This window comes from Tenacibaculum xiamenense (assembly GCF_964513065.1).
GTDB classification, from domain to species: Bacteria; Bacteroidota; Bacteroidia; order Flavobacteriales; family Flavobacteriaceae; genus Polaribacter; species Polaribacter xiamenense.
This window is the reverse complement of record NZ_CAZEQU010000033.1, coordinates 88211-107612: the sequence shown is the minus strand read 5'-3', so window position 1 is coordinate 107612 and position 19402 is coordinate 88211. Positions and strand designations below refer to the sequence as shown.

The window sequence follows — 19402 nt, the reverse complement described above, 5'->3', positions numbered from 1 at the left end:
CTATATTTCAATTGGTAAATTTGGTGTACTTGCCCACTCGGTCCATGAACCATCATACACACTTAAATTAGTATATCCAGCAATGGTAGCTCCTAGAGCTAAAATACAAGCAGTTATGCCAGATCCACAAGAAAATACTATGGGGTTTTCTTCATTTAATCTGTTTCTAAAAATAGCTTCCAGTTTCTCTTTACTCTTCATTTTTCCATCAACCTGTAAATCGGTATATGGTAAACTTAATGATGTTGGAATATGACCTCCTTTTAAATCTGCTCTTGGTTCTGGTTGTGTTGCATTAAACCTTCCTGCTGAACGAGCGTCAATGATACATTCATTTTTATGCTCTATAATATCCAAAATATCACCAGTAAAACGAATATTATCAGGATGATAATTTGCTGTAAAATCCCCCTTTACTCTTGATTTATTGACCACATTTTCAATAGGGAAGCCTGCCTTTTTCCAAGCTGGAAAACCTCCGTCAAGTACTGCCACATTTTCAAAACCAAAAGTTTTAAAAAGCCACCAAACTCTAGCAGAAGAATAAATTCCTAAATTATCATATACGACAATGCAACTATCATTGTTAATTCCTAACTTCCTTGCTTCTTCTTGAAATTGTTCCTCTGAGGGCACAGTGCTTGGAAATTGAGAACTAGTATCGGAAAAATTCTTTTTGATATCGAAAAAGATAGTGTTTGGAACCTGCTTCTCTTGTTCATTAGTATCAGTATTTCCGCCTACTTTCTTTATGGTACCATTTAACACTATTAAATTTTTAGCATCTAAATGATCATTCAACCATTCTGCACTAACTAAAGGTCCATCCAATTTAAGCTTCATTAACTCTTCTTTTTAAATCCGTCATTCTTCTGAACGCAGCATTCTTCTCCAAAACCTTGCTTTCTAAAAAGTCAATTACTTTTTCCTGTAACTTCACCTTAGATACCTTATTAATATAGGTAATTCCTCCAGGACTCATTACATTTACTTCAACTAACTTTCCACCGATAACATCAATTCCTACAAAGTACAAACCATCCTTTACTAATTTCGGTCCAATTTTCTTGCAAAGTAGTTTCTCAGCAGCCGTTAATTTATGTTTTTCAACTCTTCCACCCGCAGTAATGTTAGATCTATGATCTTTATCTCCAGGAATTCTTTTCATTGCTCCAATTGGTATTCCGTTTAATAATAAAATCCTAACATCACCTTTATCAGCTCCTTCTATATACTCTTGAAGTATTACATAATCAGAAGATCCATCGCTTTTACTAATATAAAAGTCAAGCAATGAATTAATATTACTCATTGCACTTTTTTCTATTAAAATTACTCCAGATCCTCCATAACCATTTAAAGGCTTTAATATCATTTTTTCGGAATCCGACTCCTCAATAGTCTTGATAAGGTAATTTTTATTCTTTGAAACGTGAGTAACTGGAATAATCTCATTATTTGGGTCTTCAAAAACAGCCGTATACAATTTATTATTTGCCTCTCGCATTCCTTCAACAGAATTAATTACGAAAACATCATCTTTGACTGAATCAAGAAAATTCAACATTAGAGGATCTAATGGAGGGTTTCCTCTCATAAATATTGCGTCAAACCCTGCCAAAGGAAGCATTTCTTCTCTTATAATAGCCTTTTTATAAAAAGACTTAATACTTGCTGGAACTTTATCCATTCTCTCTACTATTGAGCAAAACGCACTGGTAACACTATTTCTAATCGTTAAATTAGATGGTGTACACAAAGCAACTCCATGTCCTCTTTTCGCACATTCATGAATTAATGTTAACGAAGAATCTTTCTCAGGATTAATCTGATCCCAAGGATACATTAAAAAGCAAATATTCATTTAAATTCTTATAAGTAATGTGTTAAGTAAATTCTAAATTTAGTTTTTTATTTTTATTAATCTATTATTTTACAGCTATTTAACTTCATCGTAATGATCATTCCAATTCTTAGGACTTGGGTCTCCTAGTTTTCCTACTGACTTTGCCACAAGTGAAGAAACAGTAGCATCTCCTGTAACATTAATAACGGTTCTGCACATGTCTAATGGGCGATCAACAGCAAAAATCAATGCTAAACCAATAGCTAATTTATCTCCAGGGAATCCAACAGCTTCTAATACTATTACCAACATTACCATTCCCGCTCCTGGTACGGCTGCTGATCCGATTGAAGCTAATAATGCTGTAAGAATTATAGTTAATTGATCGGCAAATGTTAGATCAAAACTTAAAGCTTGAGCAATAAAAACAGCTGCTACAGCTTGATATAAACTGGTACCATCCATATTAATTGTGGCTCCCACAGGTAATACAAAACTCGAAACTTCCTTATCAACCCCTACATGTTCCTCTACCCTTTCCATTGTTACTGGCAACGTAGCTGCACTGGAACTGGTTGAAAAAGCTAGTAATTGTGCTGGGCTAATTTGTTTAAGGAACCATAAAGGGTTCTTTTTTACAAATACTCCCACTAAAATCATATAAAAAACAATCATTAATAATAAACCACCAATAACTGTAAAGGCATATTTTAATAAAGCTATTAACAAATCAGGGTCGTTAGAAGAAACCACAACATTTGCTAATAATGCAAATACAGCATAAGGAGCAGAAAGCATTATTAGATCTACCATTTTTAAAACAACCTCATTCAAAGAATCAAAAAACTTCTTTAAAGGCTTTGATTTCTTTTCTCCAACCAATAACATTGATATTCCAAGAAAAATAGTAAAGAATATTACTTGTAACATTGATTTGTTACTTCCCATTGCCTTAATTGCGTTATCAGGAACCATATCCTCCATAAACTGCAATGGTCCACTTGATTTTTGTTTTGTCGCTTCGGCTATTTTAGCTTGAACACTTCCACTATTTGCATATGTTTCTGTTAATCTAGTAATAGTTTCTTCCGAAATCCCATTTCCAGGTTTCACTATATTAACCAACAATAAACCTAAGGTAATTGCAATTACAGTTGTTCCAATATAAATACCAATGGTTCTAAGCCCAATATTTCTAAATTTAGAAATATCTTTTAAATCTGATATTCCTTTTATAAGCGAAGCAATAATTAATGGTACAGCTATTAATTTTAAAAGTTTTACAAAAATAGTACCTAACGGTTTTATCCAGTTTCCTACAAAAGTAGCTCCTCCATCAATTGAGGTCATTACTAAACCGAACAAAATACCTGCTAGCATTCCAATTAAAATTTGCCAATGCAGTGCTAATTTTTTCATATAATTAGTTTGTTATTTTCAGAATGCTAAAAGTATAAATAATTATTTAAAAAAAGTGTGACCTAAAATTTGTAAATTGTGTCTCACTTAATGAGTATACAATTTACTAACCTTTAATAATTAAATCAAAAACATGGCAGGAATTTTAGACTTATTGAACAGCGACCTAGGAAAAACAATTATATCAGGAGTAGCTGGATCAACTGGACAAGACACAAACAAAACAGGAAATGTACTTACTATGGCACTACCTGTTTTAATGAAGGCAATGCAAAGAAATGCTTCTACACCAGAAGGAGCTGAGGGCTTAATGGGAGCTTTATCAAACAAACATGATGGAAGTATTTTAGACAACCTAGGAGATTTATTTAAAGGTGGTGTAAATGCAGATGTTATTCAAGATGGAAGTAAAATTTTAGGGCATGTACTAGGAAACAAGCAACAAGGAGTTGAGCAGGTTATTAGTCAAAAATCAGGTATTGATGCTGGTTCAGTAGCTAATATTTTAAAAACTGCAGCACCTCTTTTAATGGGGGTTTTAGGAAAGCAAACAAGAGAGAATGGTGTAAGTAACTCAGGTGACCTAGGAGGATTATTAGGAGGATTGCTAGGTGGTAATTCTACTCAAAAAGAACAAAGCTTTTTGGAGCAAATTTTAGACGCTGACGGAGATGGAAGTGTAATAGACGATGTTGCTGGAATGGTTTTAGGTGGAGGAAATCAAAAATCTTCAGGAGGAGGACTCTTAGGAGGTCTTTTGGGTGGTTTATTTGGTAAAAAGTAATAAACCTTTTCTATAAAAAATAGAAAACCTGCTGAATCAGCAGGTTTTTTTATTTTACTATATCATAATTCTTATAACATTCCTCCGTCAACAGATAATGTTTGTCCAGTAATATAAGAACTCATATCAGAAGCTAAAAATACACAAGCGTTAGCGATATCTTTTGGCTGTCCTAATTTCTTTAATGGAATAGAAGCACTATATTCTTCAATTACTTTTTCATCCAATTTAGCGGTCATTTCTGTAGCAATGAAACCAGGAGCAATCACGTTACTTCTAATGTTTCTAGATCCTAATTCTAAAGCGACTGATTTAGAAAAACCAATAATACCTGCTTTAGAGGCAGCATAGTTCGCTTGACCTGCATTTCCTTTTAAACCAATTACAGAACTCATATTGATAATTGATCCAGCACGTTGCTTCATCATCGGACGAATTACTGCTTTAGTTAAGTTAAAAACTGATTTTAAGTTAACTTCTATTACTTTATCAAAATCAGCTTCAGAAATACGCATTAAAAGGTTATCTTTTGTGATACCCGCATTATTTATTAAAACATCAATAGTTCCAAATTCTTCAATTACATTTTTTGCTAAATCTTGTGCTGCTTCAAACTCAGCTGCATTTGATTGATATCCTTTAGCCTTAACTCCTAAATCAGTTAATTCTTTTTCTAAAGCATTAGCCGCGTCTACAGAAGAGTTATAGGTAAATGCTACATTACACCCTTGTTGTGCAAATTCAATTGCAATTCCTCTTCCAATTCCTCTAGTAGCTCCAGTTATTATAGCTGTTTTATTTTCTAAAAGTTTCATCTTAATTAGTCGTTTTTAACAAAAGGCAAATATAATATAATACCTAGTACTTCAAAAGATCTAACGTGATTAAAAAATAAAAACTCGCAAAGCATTATGGATGAACTTTACGAGTTTTATTAATTAGTAACATAGAAAGCCTATTGCTCTATTTTTATCTCATCTGAAAAATTGAATAGATAATTTAAATCTATTTCTTTAATTTCTCCAAACTCTTTAAATTGATCTAAGTCGATTTTTGAAAGATCTCCATATACCATGACATCAAATTTGTGATCTTTAATAGATTTATTGTAAAAATTCTTTAAATCTTTTATAGTTATCTTTTTTGTTATATCGTATAACTCTTGAGGATAATAATGTCTGGAAGTGAATTTCCCTTCTTTAATAAGATCATTCCTCCAAAATATTCTACTATTCGTTACTCTTTCCTCTGAGTACTCTTTAAGAAGTTGTTTCTTCGATCTTTCAAACAACTCATTATCTTCTTCCATGTCCTTTAAAAAACCTTTCATTAAACTTAACGATTTCGACAATCCATTTAAATCCGTCTGAAAGAAGTTTTCCATATGAAAATCACGAATTCCTTCATGTGATTCTAACATAAAAATTCCTCCATGTGCCATAGTCACTAAATTTTCTTCTAATCGGAGTTTATTAACTATTTGCCCATGTCCGTAATAATAAGTCAATAACTTACTCAATACAAGATTTTCAACAGAATATTCGGTAGTTCCAGTAATGAAAGCAACTTCAACTTCATTAGAAGGGTTATTAATTACATATACCTTTCCTCCAATCTTTATAGGGTTATAGATTTTAGGTTTATTATAATTTTTAAATTCCTTAGGTACTCTGTGGTGTTTATTAAGTATATCAAGTATTAATTTCGGATCAGAACCGTTATAAAAAAAGCGATTTTTAAAATTCTTTAAATCTTTGATAATATTAACGAATTCTTCTGGATCCATTTTTTTGAGCTCTGGATATTGAATAATATCTCTATAAGGTGAGTTTTCGCCGAAAACAGATAAAGGATCGAAAGCAATAAGACTTACTTCAATTCTCCTTTGAGCTCTATTTTTTCTGGAATTATAAACGGATTCTAAATACTTTTTATAACTCGATTCATCTGAGACCACATTATTTAACAAATCTTCTAACAATAAGACTCCCTCTTCTAAATTTTTCTTTACCCCACTAATAGTTAATATTGTTTTATTTGACAGTACTCTTGATTTATACTTAATCCCAAGATTATGAAACTTGTTTTTAATTTCCTGACCCGTTAACTTATCAGTCCCTAAAAAGTTCATATACTTTAAGGCATACTTAAGTTTTTTATTATGGTGTCTCCCCATATCAAAAATGTATGATAATTCGAATGAGTTTTCATCATTATTGGGTACATACGACAACTCCTGACCTTGTTGAGTTCTTAAATTCTCAATTAAATTTGCATAATTAACATGTTTTGGTCTTGGAAATTCTTCATAGTTAAAACCATTACTATCAGTTTTAACCAAAGTCTGTGCATTCATTTTATTACCACTATTGTTATATGCTATAGAATTGAATATTAGCAGACCTATAGTAAATAATTTACTTATTTTCATTTAAATTATGTTTGGTTTTCACTGCGAAAGTATAAATCAAACCAGTCCAAAAATTGTACTATTCTGCCATTAACATTTATTTAGTTTATTATTTTATATATACTTTATCAGTTAACTTCCAAATAAAGTTCATAGGTTAAATTTAACTTATGGGTATAAAAAAACTCCTAAAAATTAAATTTTTAGGAGTTTTATGATTTTAAAGAAAATCAGCTGTAATTTACTGCTTTACTTCTTTTTTATCTACATAATTAAATAAGTAATCTACGTCTAACTCTGTGATTTTACCTAATTTTTGTAACGATTTAACATCTAAATCTTTTTTATTTCCAATTACCATTACGTTATAAGACTCACCTTTAATATTCTCATCAAAGAATCCTTTTAAGTCTTTTATAGTCATATTTTTAATGGTATTATACATCTCTTCACGATTGTCATTATCAATACCTAATTTTTTCAAGCGCTCATATGACCAGAAAATACTAGATTTAGTAATACGTTGTGCTGCAATCTTCTTTAATGTTGCTTCTTTAGCCGCATTGAATTGCTTTTCAGCCTCTGGCATATTATTCATTAAATCCATCATGGCATCAACAGCCTGAGATAGTTTATTTGCTTGAGTACCTACATATGCTAAGACATAATTTGGATCATCTTTTTTGTTTGCATCATCATATGCTGCAAATGCCGAATATGCTAAAGATTTACTCTCTCTAATTTCCTGGAATACTATAGACGATAATCCACTTCCAAAATACGTGTTAAATAAGCGAGACGCAGCTAAATTCTTCGGATCAAAAGGTTTTCCTTTTGCCAAGAATAACATTTCAGTTTGCACCATATCATAATTAGTAAAGAATACGTTACCTCCTGTTTCTGTTTGCTCATATTTCTTAGCTTCCGGATACTCCTTTAAATCTCCATAAATTTTATGATGAGCATTTAAAGCTGTCACAGCATTGTTTACATCCTTTCCGTAATAAAACACACGTTGTTTATAATTTTTCATGTCTTTCACAAGGTTAACTAACTCTTCAGGATTAATAGCCTTTAACTCATCTATCTGCATGATATCTCTTAAGCGAGAATTTTCTCCATACATTCCATAATTCATTAAACCTCCCCAAAGAATATTTCCTTTTTGTGTTTTACCATCTTGACGTCCTTTATATATTTTTTCAACATATTTATCATAAGCTTCTTGATCTGCCTTTGCATTATCCCATAAATGCTCTAATAACTCAAGTCCTTTAGATAAATTTTCCTTTAATCCTCTTAAACCAACATAAGTTTTATCGCTTTGAGCACTTACGTAATAATCTACACCAAGTTTATAGAACTCTTTTTTAATATCTTCAGCAGAATATTTATCAGTTCCTAAGTACTCTAAATAACCCGCAGCTAAACTTAACTTCTTATCGTTATCGCTTCCCATATCAAAAATGATATTAAGGTCGAATAAATCATTCTTTTCATTTAACACATAAGAAACCTCAATATCATTAGATGTTTTAGTTGCTTGGATTGCAGTTTTGTAATCGATAAACTTTGGCTGTAAAGGTTTAGATTTAACTTTATTAAAAGCCTGAATATATTCAGAACTTTTATCTCTATTTAAATTTATAGGAGTTATTCCTGGGTTTGCCACCTTAAATATATTCTTATCTTCACCTCTTCTCTTGTATACTAAGACGTAATTATTTTTATAAAATGAATTCGCAAAATCAACCAGTTCTTGCTTTGTTATTCTCTTTAAATCATCTAAAAACTTTACTTTATCCACCCAGTTTTCCCTATGTATAAATGCTTCATAATAAGCATTTGCCAAAGCTGTATTATTTTCATATTGGCGTGTTTGACTTAATTTTAAGTCATTTACTACTGCGTCAATCATCCATTCATCAAACTCCCCTTTTTTAAGCTTCTCAATTTGTTCCAATAACAAGCTTTTTACTTCATCTAAAGTTTGTCCAGATTTAGGTCTACCGGAAAAAGAATGGTATCCATAATCGATGTTAAATGTAGGATATGAGCTAGCTCTTTGAACTAATTGTTTTTGATTTAAGTTTAAATCTAACAATCCAGCATTTCCATTAGCCATGATCATATCGCAAAGAGTAATAAGCTTCTGTTCATTTGTATTTACTCCTTTACTTCTATATGATATAGAAATACTTTCTGCCGTTGGTCCAAAAACCTCTTTGATAATAGGTTGTGTAATAGGCTCTTCTTTTGGTAAAGTTGGATGCGTTAATTCTTTCTTTTCCATTTTACCAAAAGTTTCATTTACCTTTTTTATGGTTGCATCGAAGTCTAAATCACCAACTAATACTACAGCCATGTTATTTGGAATGTAGTATTTATCGAAATAGTTATGAATGTCAACCATTGAAGGATTCTTTAAATGTTCTCCAGTTCCAATAGTAGTTTGTTGACCATATGGGTGAATTGGAAATAGTCCCTCTAACATAGCAAAGTAAGACTTCCAACCATCATTATCCTGTCCTCGATTAAATTCCTCAAAAACCGCCTCTAATTCTGTATGGAATAATCTTAGTACTAAGGTACCGAAACGCTCAGCCTCTAGGTCTAACCATTTGTTAAGCTCATTTGCAGGAATTTTGTTATGATACACCGTTTCTTCAAATGAAGTATGGGCATTAGTTCCTGTAGCACCTAAAGAAGCCGTCATTTTATCATATTCATTTGCAACAGAAAAGTTTGAAGCTTCCAAAGATACCTTATCTATTTCTTGGTAGATAGCTTTCTTTTTCTCTGGGTCTTCTTCTGTTCTGTGTTGTTCATATAAATCAGAAATCTTTTTTAGGTACTCCTTTTCCTTTTCCCAGTCTAAAGTTCCAATTTTATGAGTTCCTTTGAACACCATATGCTCTAAATAGTGAGCTAGTCCAGTTGAATTTTTAGGGTCGTAATTTGAACCTGCTCTAACAGCAATATAGGTTTGAATTTTAGGTTCATCAGTATTTTTACTTAAATATACTTTTAATCCATTCTCTAAAGTATACAAGCGTAATCCTGTTGGATCGTTGGTTACGGTTTCGTAGGACAAACCGTTTGCATCAGTTTTCTTTTCCGCTTTAATTACATCTGTAGATGATCCTGATTGTTTACAAGAAACAATCCCAACAACTAACAAACATAAAAACAGAACTTTAATGTTTTTCATAAATTTATAGTGTTTGATTGAAATAAAAAATCCGTCGAATTTAATCATTCAACGGATTTTTAAGGGTTAAATTATGTTAATTTATTTTTTTTCCTAAGAATCGTAAGGTTTACCCGCTTTCACAAAAGTAATGAATCCTCCACCATGTCCATGACACGCTGAATCTAACGCCTCATTTACATCATTTCCTCTTACACTTCCTGTTAAACCGTCAGCACACATGTAACCAACGATCACATCTCCACCTGCAACATTAATCAATTCATTTTTTGATAATTCTTTTCCAAGATTTTTTAACTCATTTAATTTCATAATTGTAAATTTTTTAAATAAACTCTAGCGAATATATAATAAAAAAACCATTGAATACGTAGATCCAATAGTTTTTTATAATTATTTATTATAATTCTAAATTTTTCTTAAAATAATTAACAGTTAAGCTAATACTTTTGCTACCATTTCTCCAATTTTAGCTGGTGATTCAACAACGTGAACTCCATTTTCAGCTAAGATCTTCATTTTAGCTTGAGCAGTATCATCAGCTCCACCAACAATAGCTCCAGCATGTCCCATTGTTCTACCAGCAGGTGCAGTTTGACCAGCGATAAAACCAACAACAGGCTTACGGTTACCATCAGCTTTAATCCAACGAGCAGCTTCAGCTTCCAAGTTACCTCCAATTTCACCTATCATTACGATTGCAGAAGTTTCCTCATCATTCATTAATAACTCAACAGCTTCTTTAGTCGTAGTTCCAATAATAGGATCTCCACCAATTCCAATTGCAGTAGTAATACCGTAACCTTGTTTTACAACTTGGTCAGCAGCTTCGTAAGTTAAAGTACCCGATTTAGACACAATACCAACTTTTCCTTTCTTGAAAATGAATCCTGGCATAATTCCCACTTTAGCTTCTTCAGGAGTAATAACTCCAGGACAGTTAGGTCCTACTAAAGTACAATCTTCTTTTGCGTCAATATATGCTTTTACTTTTACCATATCAGCAGTAGGAATTCCTTCAGTAATACAAATAATTACTTTGATTCCAGCTTCAGCTGACTCCATGATAGCATCAGCAGCAAATGCAGGTGGTACAAAAATAATAGACGTATCAGCTCCCACTTTTTGAACAGCTTCATCAACTGTATTGAAAACAGGTTTTCCTAAATGCTCTTGTCCTCCTTTTCCTGGAGTTACTCCTCCAACTACGTTTGTTCCGTAGTCAATCATTTGACCAGCATGGAAAGTTCCTTCACTACCAGTGAAACCTTGCACTATAATCTTTGAATCTTTATTTACTAAAACACTCATTGGTTTGTTTTTTAAATTTTTAAAAAGTCAGACAAAAATAATCTTTTAATTGAGTTTTCACAATTAATTTTATGTTAGTTTTTGCCTTTATTAGTTACATTTTTTAAGTAAATTACTTCTCGTAAAGTTTGTCTGTATTCTCGCTGCGGAGTTCCGTAATAAGTAGCTTTTTTTAATGATTTTGAAACTCCTGTTTGAGCCATTAAAACAGTACCTTTTTCAATTGTTAAGCCACTTACAATTCCAACTTGTCCCCAAATAGTTACTTCATCTTCTATGATTACACACCCAGCAATACCAGATTGAGCAGCAATTAGGCATTTTTTACCAATTATAGTATCATGCCCAACATGAACTTGATTATCTATTTTAGTTCCTTCTTTGACAGTTGTATCTCCCGTAACTCCACGATCAATGGTACAAGAAGCTCCTAGTTCTACGTTGTTTTCAAGCACAACTCTTCCTCCTGAAATTAATCTATCAAACCCTTCAGGTCTGTTTTTGTAATAGAAAGCATCAGATCCTAGCACTGAATTAGACTGAACAATCACGTTATCTCCCAAAATACAGTTACTATTAATAACCACATTTGCATGAATTACGCAATTCTTTCCAATAACCACATTATCCCCTATAAAAGCATTCGGTTGAATAATGGTATTCTCTCCTATAATAGCTGTATCAGAAATACTTTGTTTTGAAGTGATAAAAGGATTAAAATGAATGGTTATCTTATTAAAATCCCTAAATGGATCATCAGAAATTAAAAGTGTTTTCCCTTCAGGACATTCCACCTTTTTATTAATCAATACCGTGGTGGCTTTTGAATTTAAGGCCTTATCATAATACTTTGGGTGATCAACAAAAACAATATCTCCTTTTTCTACTACATGAATTTCATTAATTCCTGTAATTTCAAAGTTTTCTTCTCCAACAAATTCAGCATTTATTAATGATGCAATTTGTTTTAATGTTTGAGGTTGTTTAAATTTCATATATAGTAAAATTCCCGCTAGTAGCGGGAATTAATATATTTTGTTATTCTTTAATACGCTCTGTGTAAGCTCCTTTCTCAGTATCGATCTTGATCTTATCTCCTTCGTTAATGAATAAAGGTACATTTATTCTAGCTCCTGTTTCAACGGTAGCTGGCTTCGTTGCATTTGTAGCCGTATTTCCTTTAACGCCTGGCTCAGTATGTGTAATTTCTAAAATAACATGAGATGGCATTTCAACAGATAGCGGAGCATCATCTTCTGTATTAATTAAAACTGTTACAATCTCTCCTTCTTTCATAAAATCAGGTGCATCTAATACAGATTTCTGAAGTGTTATTTGATTGTAGTCTTCAGTATTCATAAAGTGATAATCTTCTCCTTCTGCATATAAGAATTGGAACTTATGAGTTTCTACTCTTACATCCTCGATCTTATGACCAGCAGAGAACGTATTATCAATAACTTTTCCTGTAGTAACACTTTTTAATTTAGTTCTTACAAAAGCAGGTCCTTTCCCTGGCTTTACATGTAAAAACTCAATAATTTTGAAAATATCGTGGTTATACTTGATGCATAATCCTTTTTTAATATCTGATGTTGTTGCCATTTTATATTTTTTTAATTTGCTTTAAAATAACCTTTCATTATACCTCTATGAGAATCTTTTACAAATTGTAAAACTTCATCCCTTTCAGAAGTTGCTTCCATTTCAGCCTCTATAATTGCCACTGCCTGCGTATTGTTATAGTTTTTCTGATACAGAATTCTATATATATCCTGAATTTCTCTAATTTTCTCCGTGGTAAATCCTCTCCTTCTTAATCCCACTGAGTTAATCCCTACATAAGACAAAGGTTCACGAGCTGCTTTCACGTACGGAGGAACATCTTTACGAACTAAAGATCCGCCCGTTACAAAAGCATGATTTCCTACAGATGCGAACTGATGCACTGCTACCATACCTGCTAAAACGACATTGTCTCCAACATTTACATGCCCTGCCAACGTTGTATTATTAGAAAAAATACAGTTATTACCTACAATACAATCATGGGCGATATGGCTATATGCCATAATTAAACAGTTATCACCAATAACGGTTTTCATTCGATCAGCTGTACCTCTATTGATAGTAACACATTCACGAATGGTTACATTATTTCCAATGATTACCGTTGTATCCTCGTCATTATACTTTAAATCTTGTGGGATAGCCGAGATAACTGCTCCAGGGAAAATTCTACAATTTTCACCTATTCTCGCTCCTTCCATTATAGTTACATTAGATCCGATCCAAGTACCAGAACCAATTTCAACATTGGCATGAATAGTTGTAAAAGGTTCAATTACCACATTTCTGGCGATCTTGGCTTGCGGATGGACGTAAGCTAAAGGTTGATTCATATTATTTATTTTACTTTTGAAATTTGAGCCATTAATTCGGCTTCACACACTAATTTTCCATTAGCGTAAGCGTATGCTTGCATATGACAAATACCTCTTCTGATTGGAGCTATTAAGTCCGCTTTAAATATTAAAGTATCTCCTGGTAATACTTTCTGCTTAAACTTAACATTATCAATTTTCATGAAATATGTCAAGTAGTTTTCAGGATCTGGAACCGTACTTAATACTAAAATCCCTCCACATTGTGCCATTGCCTCAATTTGTAATACTCCTGGCATTACAGGTGCTCCTGGAAAATGTCCAACAAAGAAATTTTCATTCATTGTCACATTTTTCATTCCAACAACATGTCTATCAGAAAGCTCAATAATTCTGTCTACTAATAAAAAAGGAGGTCTGTGAGGTAGAATACTCATAATTTTATGAATATCCATCAAAGGCTCTTGATTTAAATCATATGTAGGAACATAATTTCTCTTTTCTTGCTTAATAATCTTTGCTAATTTCTTTGCAAAAAGAGTATTAATAGAGTGTCCGGGTTTATTAGCTATTACCTTTCCTCTAATTTTAGTTCCAACCAATGCTAAATCTCCAACAACGTCTAATAATTTATGACGTGCTGCTTCATTCGCCCAGTGTAATGTTAAATTATCAAGAATTCCATTAGGCTTAACAGAAATATTGTCTTTCTTAAAAGCCTTCTTTAAGCGCTGCATTGTTTCATCCGATAACTCCTTATCTACATAAACAATCGCATTATTTAAATCTCCTCCTTTAATAAGATCATTCTCTAATAACATTTCAATTTCGTGAAGGAAACTGAATGTTCTAGCTTGAGAAACTTCTTCTTTGAAATCTGAAATTGAATTTAATGTAGCATTTTGAGTACCTAAGATTTTTGTTCCAAAATCTACCATTGTAGTTATTTGATACTCATCTGCAGGCATTAAAATAATTTCGCTTCCAGTTTCTTCGTCTTTATAAGAAATTATTTCTTTTACCACATACTCTTCAACTTCCGCTGATTGTTCAACGATTTCAGCTTTTTCAAGTGCATCGATAAAAAACTTTGATGAACCATCCATTATTGGAGGCTCAGAAGCATTAATTTCGATAATAAGGTTATCAATACCTAAACCTACCGCAGCTGCCAATACATGTTCAGATGTTTGAATTTGAACCCCATTTTTTTCTAAGTTAGTTCCTCTTTGAGTGTTCGTTACATATTCAGCCTTCGCTTCAATCGTTGGCTTTCCTTCTAAATCAACTCTCACAAAAGCATATCCACTATTTTCTGGAGCTGGTTTAAAAGTCATTGTAACATCATTACCAGTGTGTAATCCTACACCTGATAATGTAATCTCATTTTTAATTGTTGTTTGTTTTTTACTCATTTTTGTTTCGTTGAGTACTCAACTCTTTTTCAATTTTATGAATTGTTGTTGCTATGTTCGGTAAATTCTTAAAGTGTACGTAAGACTTGTTATAGTCTGAGTACCCAAAAGCAGGAGATCCTTGAACAACATCTCCATCTTTTAAACTTCTTCCTATTCCAGATTGCGCTTGGATCTTCACATGATTACCTATAGTAATATGTCCAACAATTCCAACTTGACCACCAATCATACAAAATTCTCCAACCTTTGTTGATCCTGCAATACCCGTTTGAGAAGCTATTACTGTATTCTTTCCTATTTCAACATTATGAGCTATTTGGATTTGGTTATCCAACTTTACTCCTTTTCTAATTATTGTCGACCCCAATGTAGCTCTATCAATCGTACAATTTGAACCTATATCTACATTATCTTCAATAATTACATTTCCTATTTGAGGAACTGCTTTATAATCTCCATTTTCATCTGGAGTGAACCCAAAACCATCAGATCCTATAACACTTCCTGAATGAATTTTACAATTGGCTCCAATTTGAGTTTCTGAATACACCTTTACTCCTGAAAACAATGTACAGTTATCTCCTATCGTTACATTATCTCCAATGTAAGAGTTTGGATAAATTTTCACGTTCTTTCCTATTGTTACGTTTTCTCCGATGTAAGAAAATGCACCAATGTATTCGTTATCTCCAATTTTCGTAGAATCTGAAATAAAATGAGGATTTTCGCGCCCTGTTTTATTATTCTTAACTTCATTATAAAATGCCAACAGTTTCGAAAATGCTTTATACGCATCTTCCACTTTAATAAGTGTGGTACTTATCTCTTTTTCAAGAGACAAATCTTTATTTACAATCGTAACACTTGCTTCTGTGGTATATATATATGGAGTATATTTTGGATTCGATAAAAAGGTTAATGAACCTTCTTCTCCTTCTTCTATTTTAGATAATTTTGAAACTTCAGTTTCTGGACTTCCTACAACCTCTCCTTCTAAAATTTCTGCTATTTGTTTTGCTGTAAATTTCATTAATGGCAAAAGTAGTTATTTTTGTTTAATTACCTCCTAAAAGCTAAAAGTTCATGATTTTCCCTTTTACATTTTAGGATAGCACATGTAATACTTGTTTACTTGTTTGGTTAAAACTTGAACATTCAATTGATCTGAAGCCTTGGCAAGATCTTTTAGTTTTCCCTTTTTGGTGTAAATAATAATGGGTTTTTCAGTATTGTAAGCCTGATTTCGAATATGACTTGAGAACACAAAATATTCTAATTCACTATCGCTTAGGTTTAATTCCTCTTTAAATTTTGCTTTTATCTTATTTTGATAAGACTCCGTAAAAGGTTTTTCTTGTAACTCAATTTTCAGCAAATTTCGATGGATAATCATCTTTGATAAACTTGATAAGACATAGTCATCGTGACTTATCCATTCTTTTATAGCCAATAGAACGTCATAATCATCGAGTCTTGCAAAAGTTTCTAATGTATCATCCGAGAAATTCTCGTCATTTATTTCATTGTATAGAAAATATGTCAACGCCTTACTTGCGAATAATTCAACTCCTTTACTTGCCAATTCTTTGGCTCTTTTCAAAAGATTAACTAAAATATTTTCTGCAACCAATCCAGTTTTATGAAGGTATACCTGCCAATACATCAATCTTCTCGCAATAATAAATTTCTCAACAGAATAAATACCTTTTTGTTCAATTACTAATTCTCCATCCACAACATTCATCATAGTAATTATTCTTTCTGAAGAGATGTTACCTTCAGCAACTCCTGTATAAAAACTGTCTCTTTTTAAATAATCTAAACGATCAATATCAAGTTGACTAGAAATTAATTGGCATAAAAACTTCTTATGATATTTTCCTTCAAAAATTTCAATCGCTAAGTCTAATTTCCCATTGAACTCAACGTTCAAAGCGCGCATGAATTTTAAAGAGATTTCTTCATGGGAAATCCCACTTACAATACTATGTTCCAACGCATGCGAAAAAGCACCATGCCCTATATCGTGCAATAGAATAGCAATACAAGTAGCTTTAGACTCTTCATCAGAAATACCAACATTTTTCGACCGTAATACGCGAATAGCCTTTTGCATAAGATACATACACCCTATAGCGTGATGAAACCTTGTATGGTTTGCTCCTGGATAAACTAAATTTGAAAGCCCCATTTGAGTTACTCTCCGTAACCTTTGAAAATAGGGATGCTCAATAATATCAAAAATTAAGCTATTTGGAATTGATATCAATCCATAAACAGGATCGTTTAATATTTTCAGTTTGTTAGTGTGTATCTTAGTCAAAATAGATAAATACTTCAATTTTAAGCAAAAGAATTACAATTAATTAATAAAAACAAATTACTCTAGTTATTATTAACTTATTTTTAGCTTTTGTACATACAAGAAAACTAAATTTAAACGTTTATTTAGCAAAATATTATATCATCTATATGCGAAAAATTGACATTCTTTGGGTTGACGACGAAATTGATTTACTCAAACCACATATTTTATTCTTAGAGAAAAAAAATTACCAAGTAACCTCTTGTACAAATGGTGCAGATGCCATAGACCTAGTAGAAGATCAAAATTTCGATATTGTTTTTTTAGATGAAAACATGCCTGGTATTACAGGTTTAGAAACCTTATCTTCAATAAAACAAATCAATTCAAACCTTCCTGTTGTAATGATTACAAAAAGTGAAGAAGAATATATTATGGAAGAAGCCATTGGGTCGAAAATTGCGGATTATTTAATTAAGCCTGTAAACCCTAATCAAATTCTGTTAAGCCTAAAAAAGAATCTTGATCATTCTAGGTTGGTTTCAGAAAAGACTACTTCAAGTTATCAGCAAGAATTCCGGAAAATTGCCATGGATTTAGCTATGGTAAATTCATATTCTGATTGGATTGACATGTATAAAAAACTTGTTCATTGGGAATTAGAACTCGAAAACATTGATGATAGTGGAATGTTAGAAATTTTAGAATCACAAAAAACAGAGGCCAACACTCAATTTTTCAAATTTATAAAGAAAAATTACCAAAATTGGTTGAGTAGTGATGACAAACCAACTTTTTCGCACACTGTTTTCAAAGATTATGTAATTCCGAATTTATCAAAAGATCAAGGTGTTTTATGGGTTGTCATAGATAATTTACGCTATGATCAATATCGAGTTTTAGAACCTTTTATTAATAATTATTTTAAAAAGGAAGAAGAAAATTCTTACTTCAGTATTCTACCAACAGCTACACAATACGCTAGAAATGCTATTTTTTCAGGGTTGATGCCTTCAGAAATGGAAAAAATGCATCCGCAATACTGGAAAAACGATACCGATGAAGGTGGTAAGAATTTGTTTGAAGCTGAGTTTTTAGAAGCTCAGATAAAAAGACTTGGTTTAAACATTAACCATAGTTTTCATAAAATTATTACACTTAAAAGTGGAAAAGACCTAGCTGACAACTTCAACACGACAAAACAAAATGATCTTACAGTGATTGTTTATAACTTTGTAGATATGCTGTCTCATGCAAAAACTGAAATGGAAGTAATAAAAGAGTTAGCTGGTGATGACAAAGCTTACCGTTCTCTAACGGTTAGTTGGTTTAAAAACTCTCCTTTATTTGATATGATTCAGAAAGCTCAAAAACTTGGGCAAAAACTTATAATTACTACCGATCATGGTACAATTAATTGTAAAACACCTACCAAAGTAATTGGAGATAAAAACATAAGCTCCAATTTACGTTATAAAACTGGTAGAAGCCTATCGTATGAAGATAAAGATGTTTATGCCGTAAAAAATCCAAAAGACATATTTTTACCTTCAGTTACAATTAATAGCCCTTTCATTTTCACAAAAGAAGATTTGTTTTTCGCTTATCCGAATAATTATAATCATTTCGTAAAGTATTATAAAAACACTTATCAACATGGAGGAATTTCCTTAGAAGAAATGATTATTCCTTGTAGTATTTATTCTCCTAAATAAGATGAAAAGATTAAATCTGTTTCTATTTTTTACTCTATTAGTATCACTTTCTCATGGGCAAGAAAAGGTTTCTAATTTGAGTGAGGCAGCTATTTCCATTACAAAGGACAGAGTTGTTTATGATCCTAGTTATTTTTCGATACCATATCCAAATGGAGATGTTCCTTCAGGTAAAGGTGTTTGCACGGATGTTATAATTAGATCTTTTAGAAAATTAGGCATCGATTTGCAACAACTCGTTCATGAGGACATGAAACGTAACTTTCATTTATATCCTAAAATATGGGGACTAAAAAGGACCGATACCAATATTGATCATCGAAGAGTTCCGAACTTAATGGTGTTCTTTAAACGAAAAGGTGTAACAAAGAAAATCACAAAAAATCCTTCTGATTATACCACTGGCGATATCGTATGCTGGAACTTACACGGAGGAGTTACCCATATTGGAATTGTAGTAAATAAAAAATCAAAGGATGGAAAAAGGCATTTAATTGTTCATAATATTGGTAGTGGTCAAGTAATTGAAGACTGTCTCTTTGATTTTAAAATAATTGGACATTATAGATATCCAAACTAAATTTTAATAACTTTCGTAA

General features: G+C 32.0%; 17 protein-coding genes. 3 read left to right on the top strand and 14 right to left on the bottom strand.

Features of this window, described 5'->3' with window-relative positions; all coding sequences use genetic code 11:
* The 3 genes from ACKTTV_RS11625 to ACKTTV_RS11615 all read right to left on the bottom strand — a co-directional run bounded on the left by ACKTTV_RS11625 (nt 1) and on the right by ACKTTV_RS11615 (nt 3265).
* Nucleotides 1–843, bottom strand: a complete 843-nt coding sequence (locus ACKTTV_RS11625) for a sulfurtransferase (protein ID WP_408031006.1) — start codon at nt 841–843, stop codon at nt 1–3.
* Complete coding sequence (gene gshB / locus ACKTTV_RS11620) at nt 833–1864, bottom strand: glutathione synthase (protein ID WP_408031005.1); 1032 nt, start codon at nt 1862–1864, stop codon at nt 833–835. Before gshB ends, ACKTTV_RS11625 begins: the two co-directional genes overlap by 11 nt.
* 75 nt (nt 1865–1939) lie before the next feature.
* A complete protein-coding gene (locus tag ACKTTV_RS11615; RefSeq protein WP_408031004.1) occupies nt 1940–3265 on the bottom strand; it encodes a dicarboxylate/amino acid:cation symporter in 1326 nt (441 codons plus the stop codon).
* 133 nt (nt 3266–3398) lie between these two features.
* Here ACKTTV_RS11615 and ACKTTV_RS11610 point away from each other — a divergent pair, with 133 nt between their 5' ends.
* Entirely contained in the window at nt 3399–4049 is a 651-nt protein-coding gene (locus tag ACKTTV_RS11610) for a DUF937 domain-containing protein (RefSeq protein ID WP_408031003.1), read from the top strand.
* 71 nt (nt 4050–4120) lie between these two features.
* On the opposite strand, the gene fabG is transcribed toward ACKTTV_RS11610, so the two are convergent.
* From fabG to ACKTTV_RS11555, 11 genes are all read right to left on the bottom strand, one after another.
* Nucleotides 4121–4864 carry a 3-oxoacyl-[acyl-carrier-protein] reductase gene (gene fabG / locus ACKTTV_RS11605; RefSeq protein WP_408031002.1) on the bottom strand — a complete coding sequence of 248 codons (744 nt, stop codon included), beginning with the start codon at nt 4862–4864 and terminating at the stop codon, nt 4121–4123.
* A gap of 140 nt (nt 4865–5004) precedes the next feature.
* Nucleotides 5005–6480: a M16 family metallopeptidase gene (locus tag ACKTTV_RS11600; protein WP_408031001.1), complete on the bottom strand. Its 1476-nt coding sequence runs from the start codon at nt 6478–6480 to the stop codon at nt 5005–5007.
* 220 nt (nt 6481–6700) lie between these two features.
* Nucleotides 6701–9670, bottom strand: coding sequence for a M16 family metallopeptidase (locus tag ACKTTV_RS11595; RefSeq protein WP_408031000.1), 2970 nt, complete (start codon nt 9668–9670; stop codon nt 6701–6703).
* A 93-nt stretch (nt 9671–9763) separates the two neighbouring features.
* The gene (locus ACKTTV_RS11590; protein WP_408030999.1) at nt 9764–9982 is read right to left on the bottom strand and encodes a hypothetical protein; all 219 of its coding nucleotides are present in this window, start codon (nt 9980–9982) and stop codon (nt 9764–9766) included.
* A gap of 123 nt (nt 9983–10105) precedes the next feature.
* Nucleotides 10106–10981 (bottom strand): succinate--CoA ligase subunit alpha, encoded by an 876-nt coding sequence (gene sucD / locus ACKTTV_RS11585; RefSeq protein WP_408030998.1) that lies wholly within the window; start codon nt 10979–10981, stop codon nt 10106–10108.
* A gap of 74 nt (nt 10982–11055) precedes the next feature.
* On the bottom strand, nt 11056–11976 hold the full coding sequence (locus tag ACKTTV_RS11580; RefSeq protein WP_408030997.1) for a UDP-3-O-(3-hydroxymyristoyl)glucosamine N-acyltransferase: 921 nt from the start codon (nt 11974–11976) through the stop codon (nt 11056–11058).
* 43 nt (nt 11977–12019) lie between these two features.
* Nucleotides 12020–12586: an elongation factor P gene (efp, locus tag ACKTTV_RS11575; RefSeq protein WP_408030996.1), complete on the bottom strand. Its 567-nt coding sequence runs from the start codon at nt 12584–12586 to the stop codon at nt 12020–12022.
* A gap of 11 nt (nt 12587–12597) precedes the next feature.
* Nucleotides 12598–13383, bottom strand: coding sequence for an acyl-ACP--UDP-N-acetylglucosamine O-acyltransferase (gene lpxA, locus ACKTTV_RS11570; RefSeq protein WP_408030995.1), 786 nt, complete (start codon nt 13381–13383; stop codon nt 12598–12600).
* A 5-nt stretch (nt 13384–13388) separates the two neighbouring features.
* Nucleotides 13389–14780, bottom strand: coding sequence for a bifunctional UDP-3-O-[3-hydroxymyristoyl] N-acetylglucosamine deacetylase/3-hydroxyacyl-ACP dehydratase (locus tag ACKTTV_RS11565; RefSeq protein WP_408030994.1), 1392 nt, complete (start codon nt 14778–14780; stop codon nt 13389–13391).
* A complete protein-coding gene (gene lpxD, locus ACKTTV_RS11560) occupies nt 14773–15813 on the bottom strand; it encodes a UDP-3-O-(3-hydroxymyristoyl)glucosamine N-acyltransferase (protein WP_408030993.1) in 1041 nt (346 codons plus the stop codon). The genes ACKTTV_RS11565 and lpxD overlap by 8 nt, the downstream gene beginning before the upstream one ends.
* A gap of 66 nt (nt 15814–15879) precedes the next feature.
* Entirely contained in the window at nt 15880–17124 is a 1245-nt protein-coding gene (locus ACKTTV_RS11555) for an HD domain-containing protein (RefSeq protein ID WP_408030992.1), read from the bottom strand.
* A gap of 131 nt (nt 17125–17255) precedes the next feature.
* Here ACKTTV_RS11555 and porX point away from each other — a divergent pair, with 131 nt between their 5' ends.
* Entirely contained in the window at nt 17256–18803 is a 1548-nt protein-coding gene (porX, locus tag ACKTTV_RS11550) for a T9SS response regulator signal transducer PorX (RefSeq protein WP_408030991.1), read from the top strand.
* Nucleotide 18804: 1 nt separating this feature from the next.
* Nucleotides 18805–19383, top strand: a complete 579-nt coding sequence (locus tag ACKTTV_RS11545; protein WP_408030990.1) for a DUF1287 domain-containing protein — start codon at nt 18805–18807, stop codon at nt 19381–19383.
* Nucleotides 19384–19402 lie beyond the last annotated feature (19 nt).

Bases quoted from the DNA above. Each gene is read 5' to 3' on its own strand.
- ACKTTV_RS11625 (WP_408031006.1), bottom strand. From the start codon at position 843: ATGAAGCTTAAATTGGATGGACCTTTAGTTAGTGCAGAATGGTTGAAT.
- gshB (WP_408031005.1), bottom strand. From the start codon at position 1,864: ATGAATATTTGCTTTTTAATGTATCCTTGGGATCAGATTAATCCTGAG.
- ACKTTV_RS11615 (WP_408031004.1), bottom strand. From the start codon at position 3,265: ATGAAAAAATTAGCACTGCATTGGCAAATTTTAATTGGAATGCTAGCA.
- ACKTTV_RS11610 (WP_408031003.1), top strand. From the start codon at position 3,399: ATGGCAGGAATTTTAGACTTATTGAACAGCGACCTAGGAAAAACAATT.
- fabG (WP_408031002.1), bottom strand. From the start codon at position 4,864: ATGAAACTTTTAGAAAATAAAACAGCTATAATAACTGGAGCTACTAGA.
- ACKTTV_RS11600 (WP_408031001.1), bottom strand. From the start codon at position 6,480: ATGAAAATAAGTAAATTATTTACTATAGGTCTGCTAATATTCAATTCT.
- ACKTTV_RS11595 (WP_408031000.1), bottom strand. From the start codon at position 9,670: ATGAAAAACATTAAAGTTCTGTTTTTATGTTTGTTAGTTGTTGGGATT.
- ACKTTV_RS11590 (WP_408030999.1), bottom strand. From the start codon at position 9,982: ATGAAATTAAATGAGTTAAAAAATCTTGGAAAAGAATTATCAAAAAAT.
- sucD (WP_408030998.1), bottom strand. From the start codon at position 10,981: ATGAGTGTTTTAGTAAATAAAGATTCAAAGATTATAGTGCAAGGTTTC.
- ACKTTV_RS11580 (WP_408030997.1), bottom strand. From the start codon at position 11,976: ATGAAATTTAAACAACCTCAAACATTAAAACAAATTGCATCATTAATA.
- efp (WP_408030996.1), bottom strand. From the start codon at position 12,586: ATGGCAACAACATCAGATATTAAAAAAGGATTATGCATCAAGTATAAC.
- lpxA (WP_408030995.1), bottom strand. From the start codon at position 13,383: ATGAATCAACCTTTAGCTTACGTCCATCCGCAAGCCAAGATCGCCAGA.
- ACKTTV_RS11565 (WP_408030994.1), bottom strand. From the start codon at position 14,780: ATGAGTAAAAAACAAACAACAATTAAAAATGAGATTACATTATCAGGT.
- lpxD (WP_408030993.1), bottom strand. From the start codon at position 15,813: ATGAAATTTACAGCAAAACAAATAGCAGAAATTTTAGAAGGAGAGGTT.
- porX (WP_408030991.1), top strand. From the start codon at position 17,256: ATGCGAAAAATTGACATTCTTTGGGTTGACGACGAAATTGATTTACTC.
- ACKTTV_RS11545 (WP_408030990.1), top strand. From the start codon at position 18,805: ATGAAAAGATTAAATCTGTTTCTATTTTTTACTCTATTAGTATCACTT.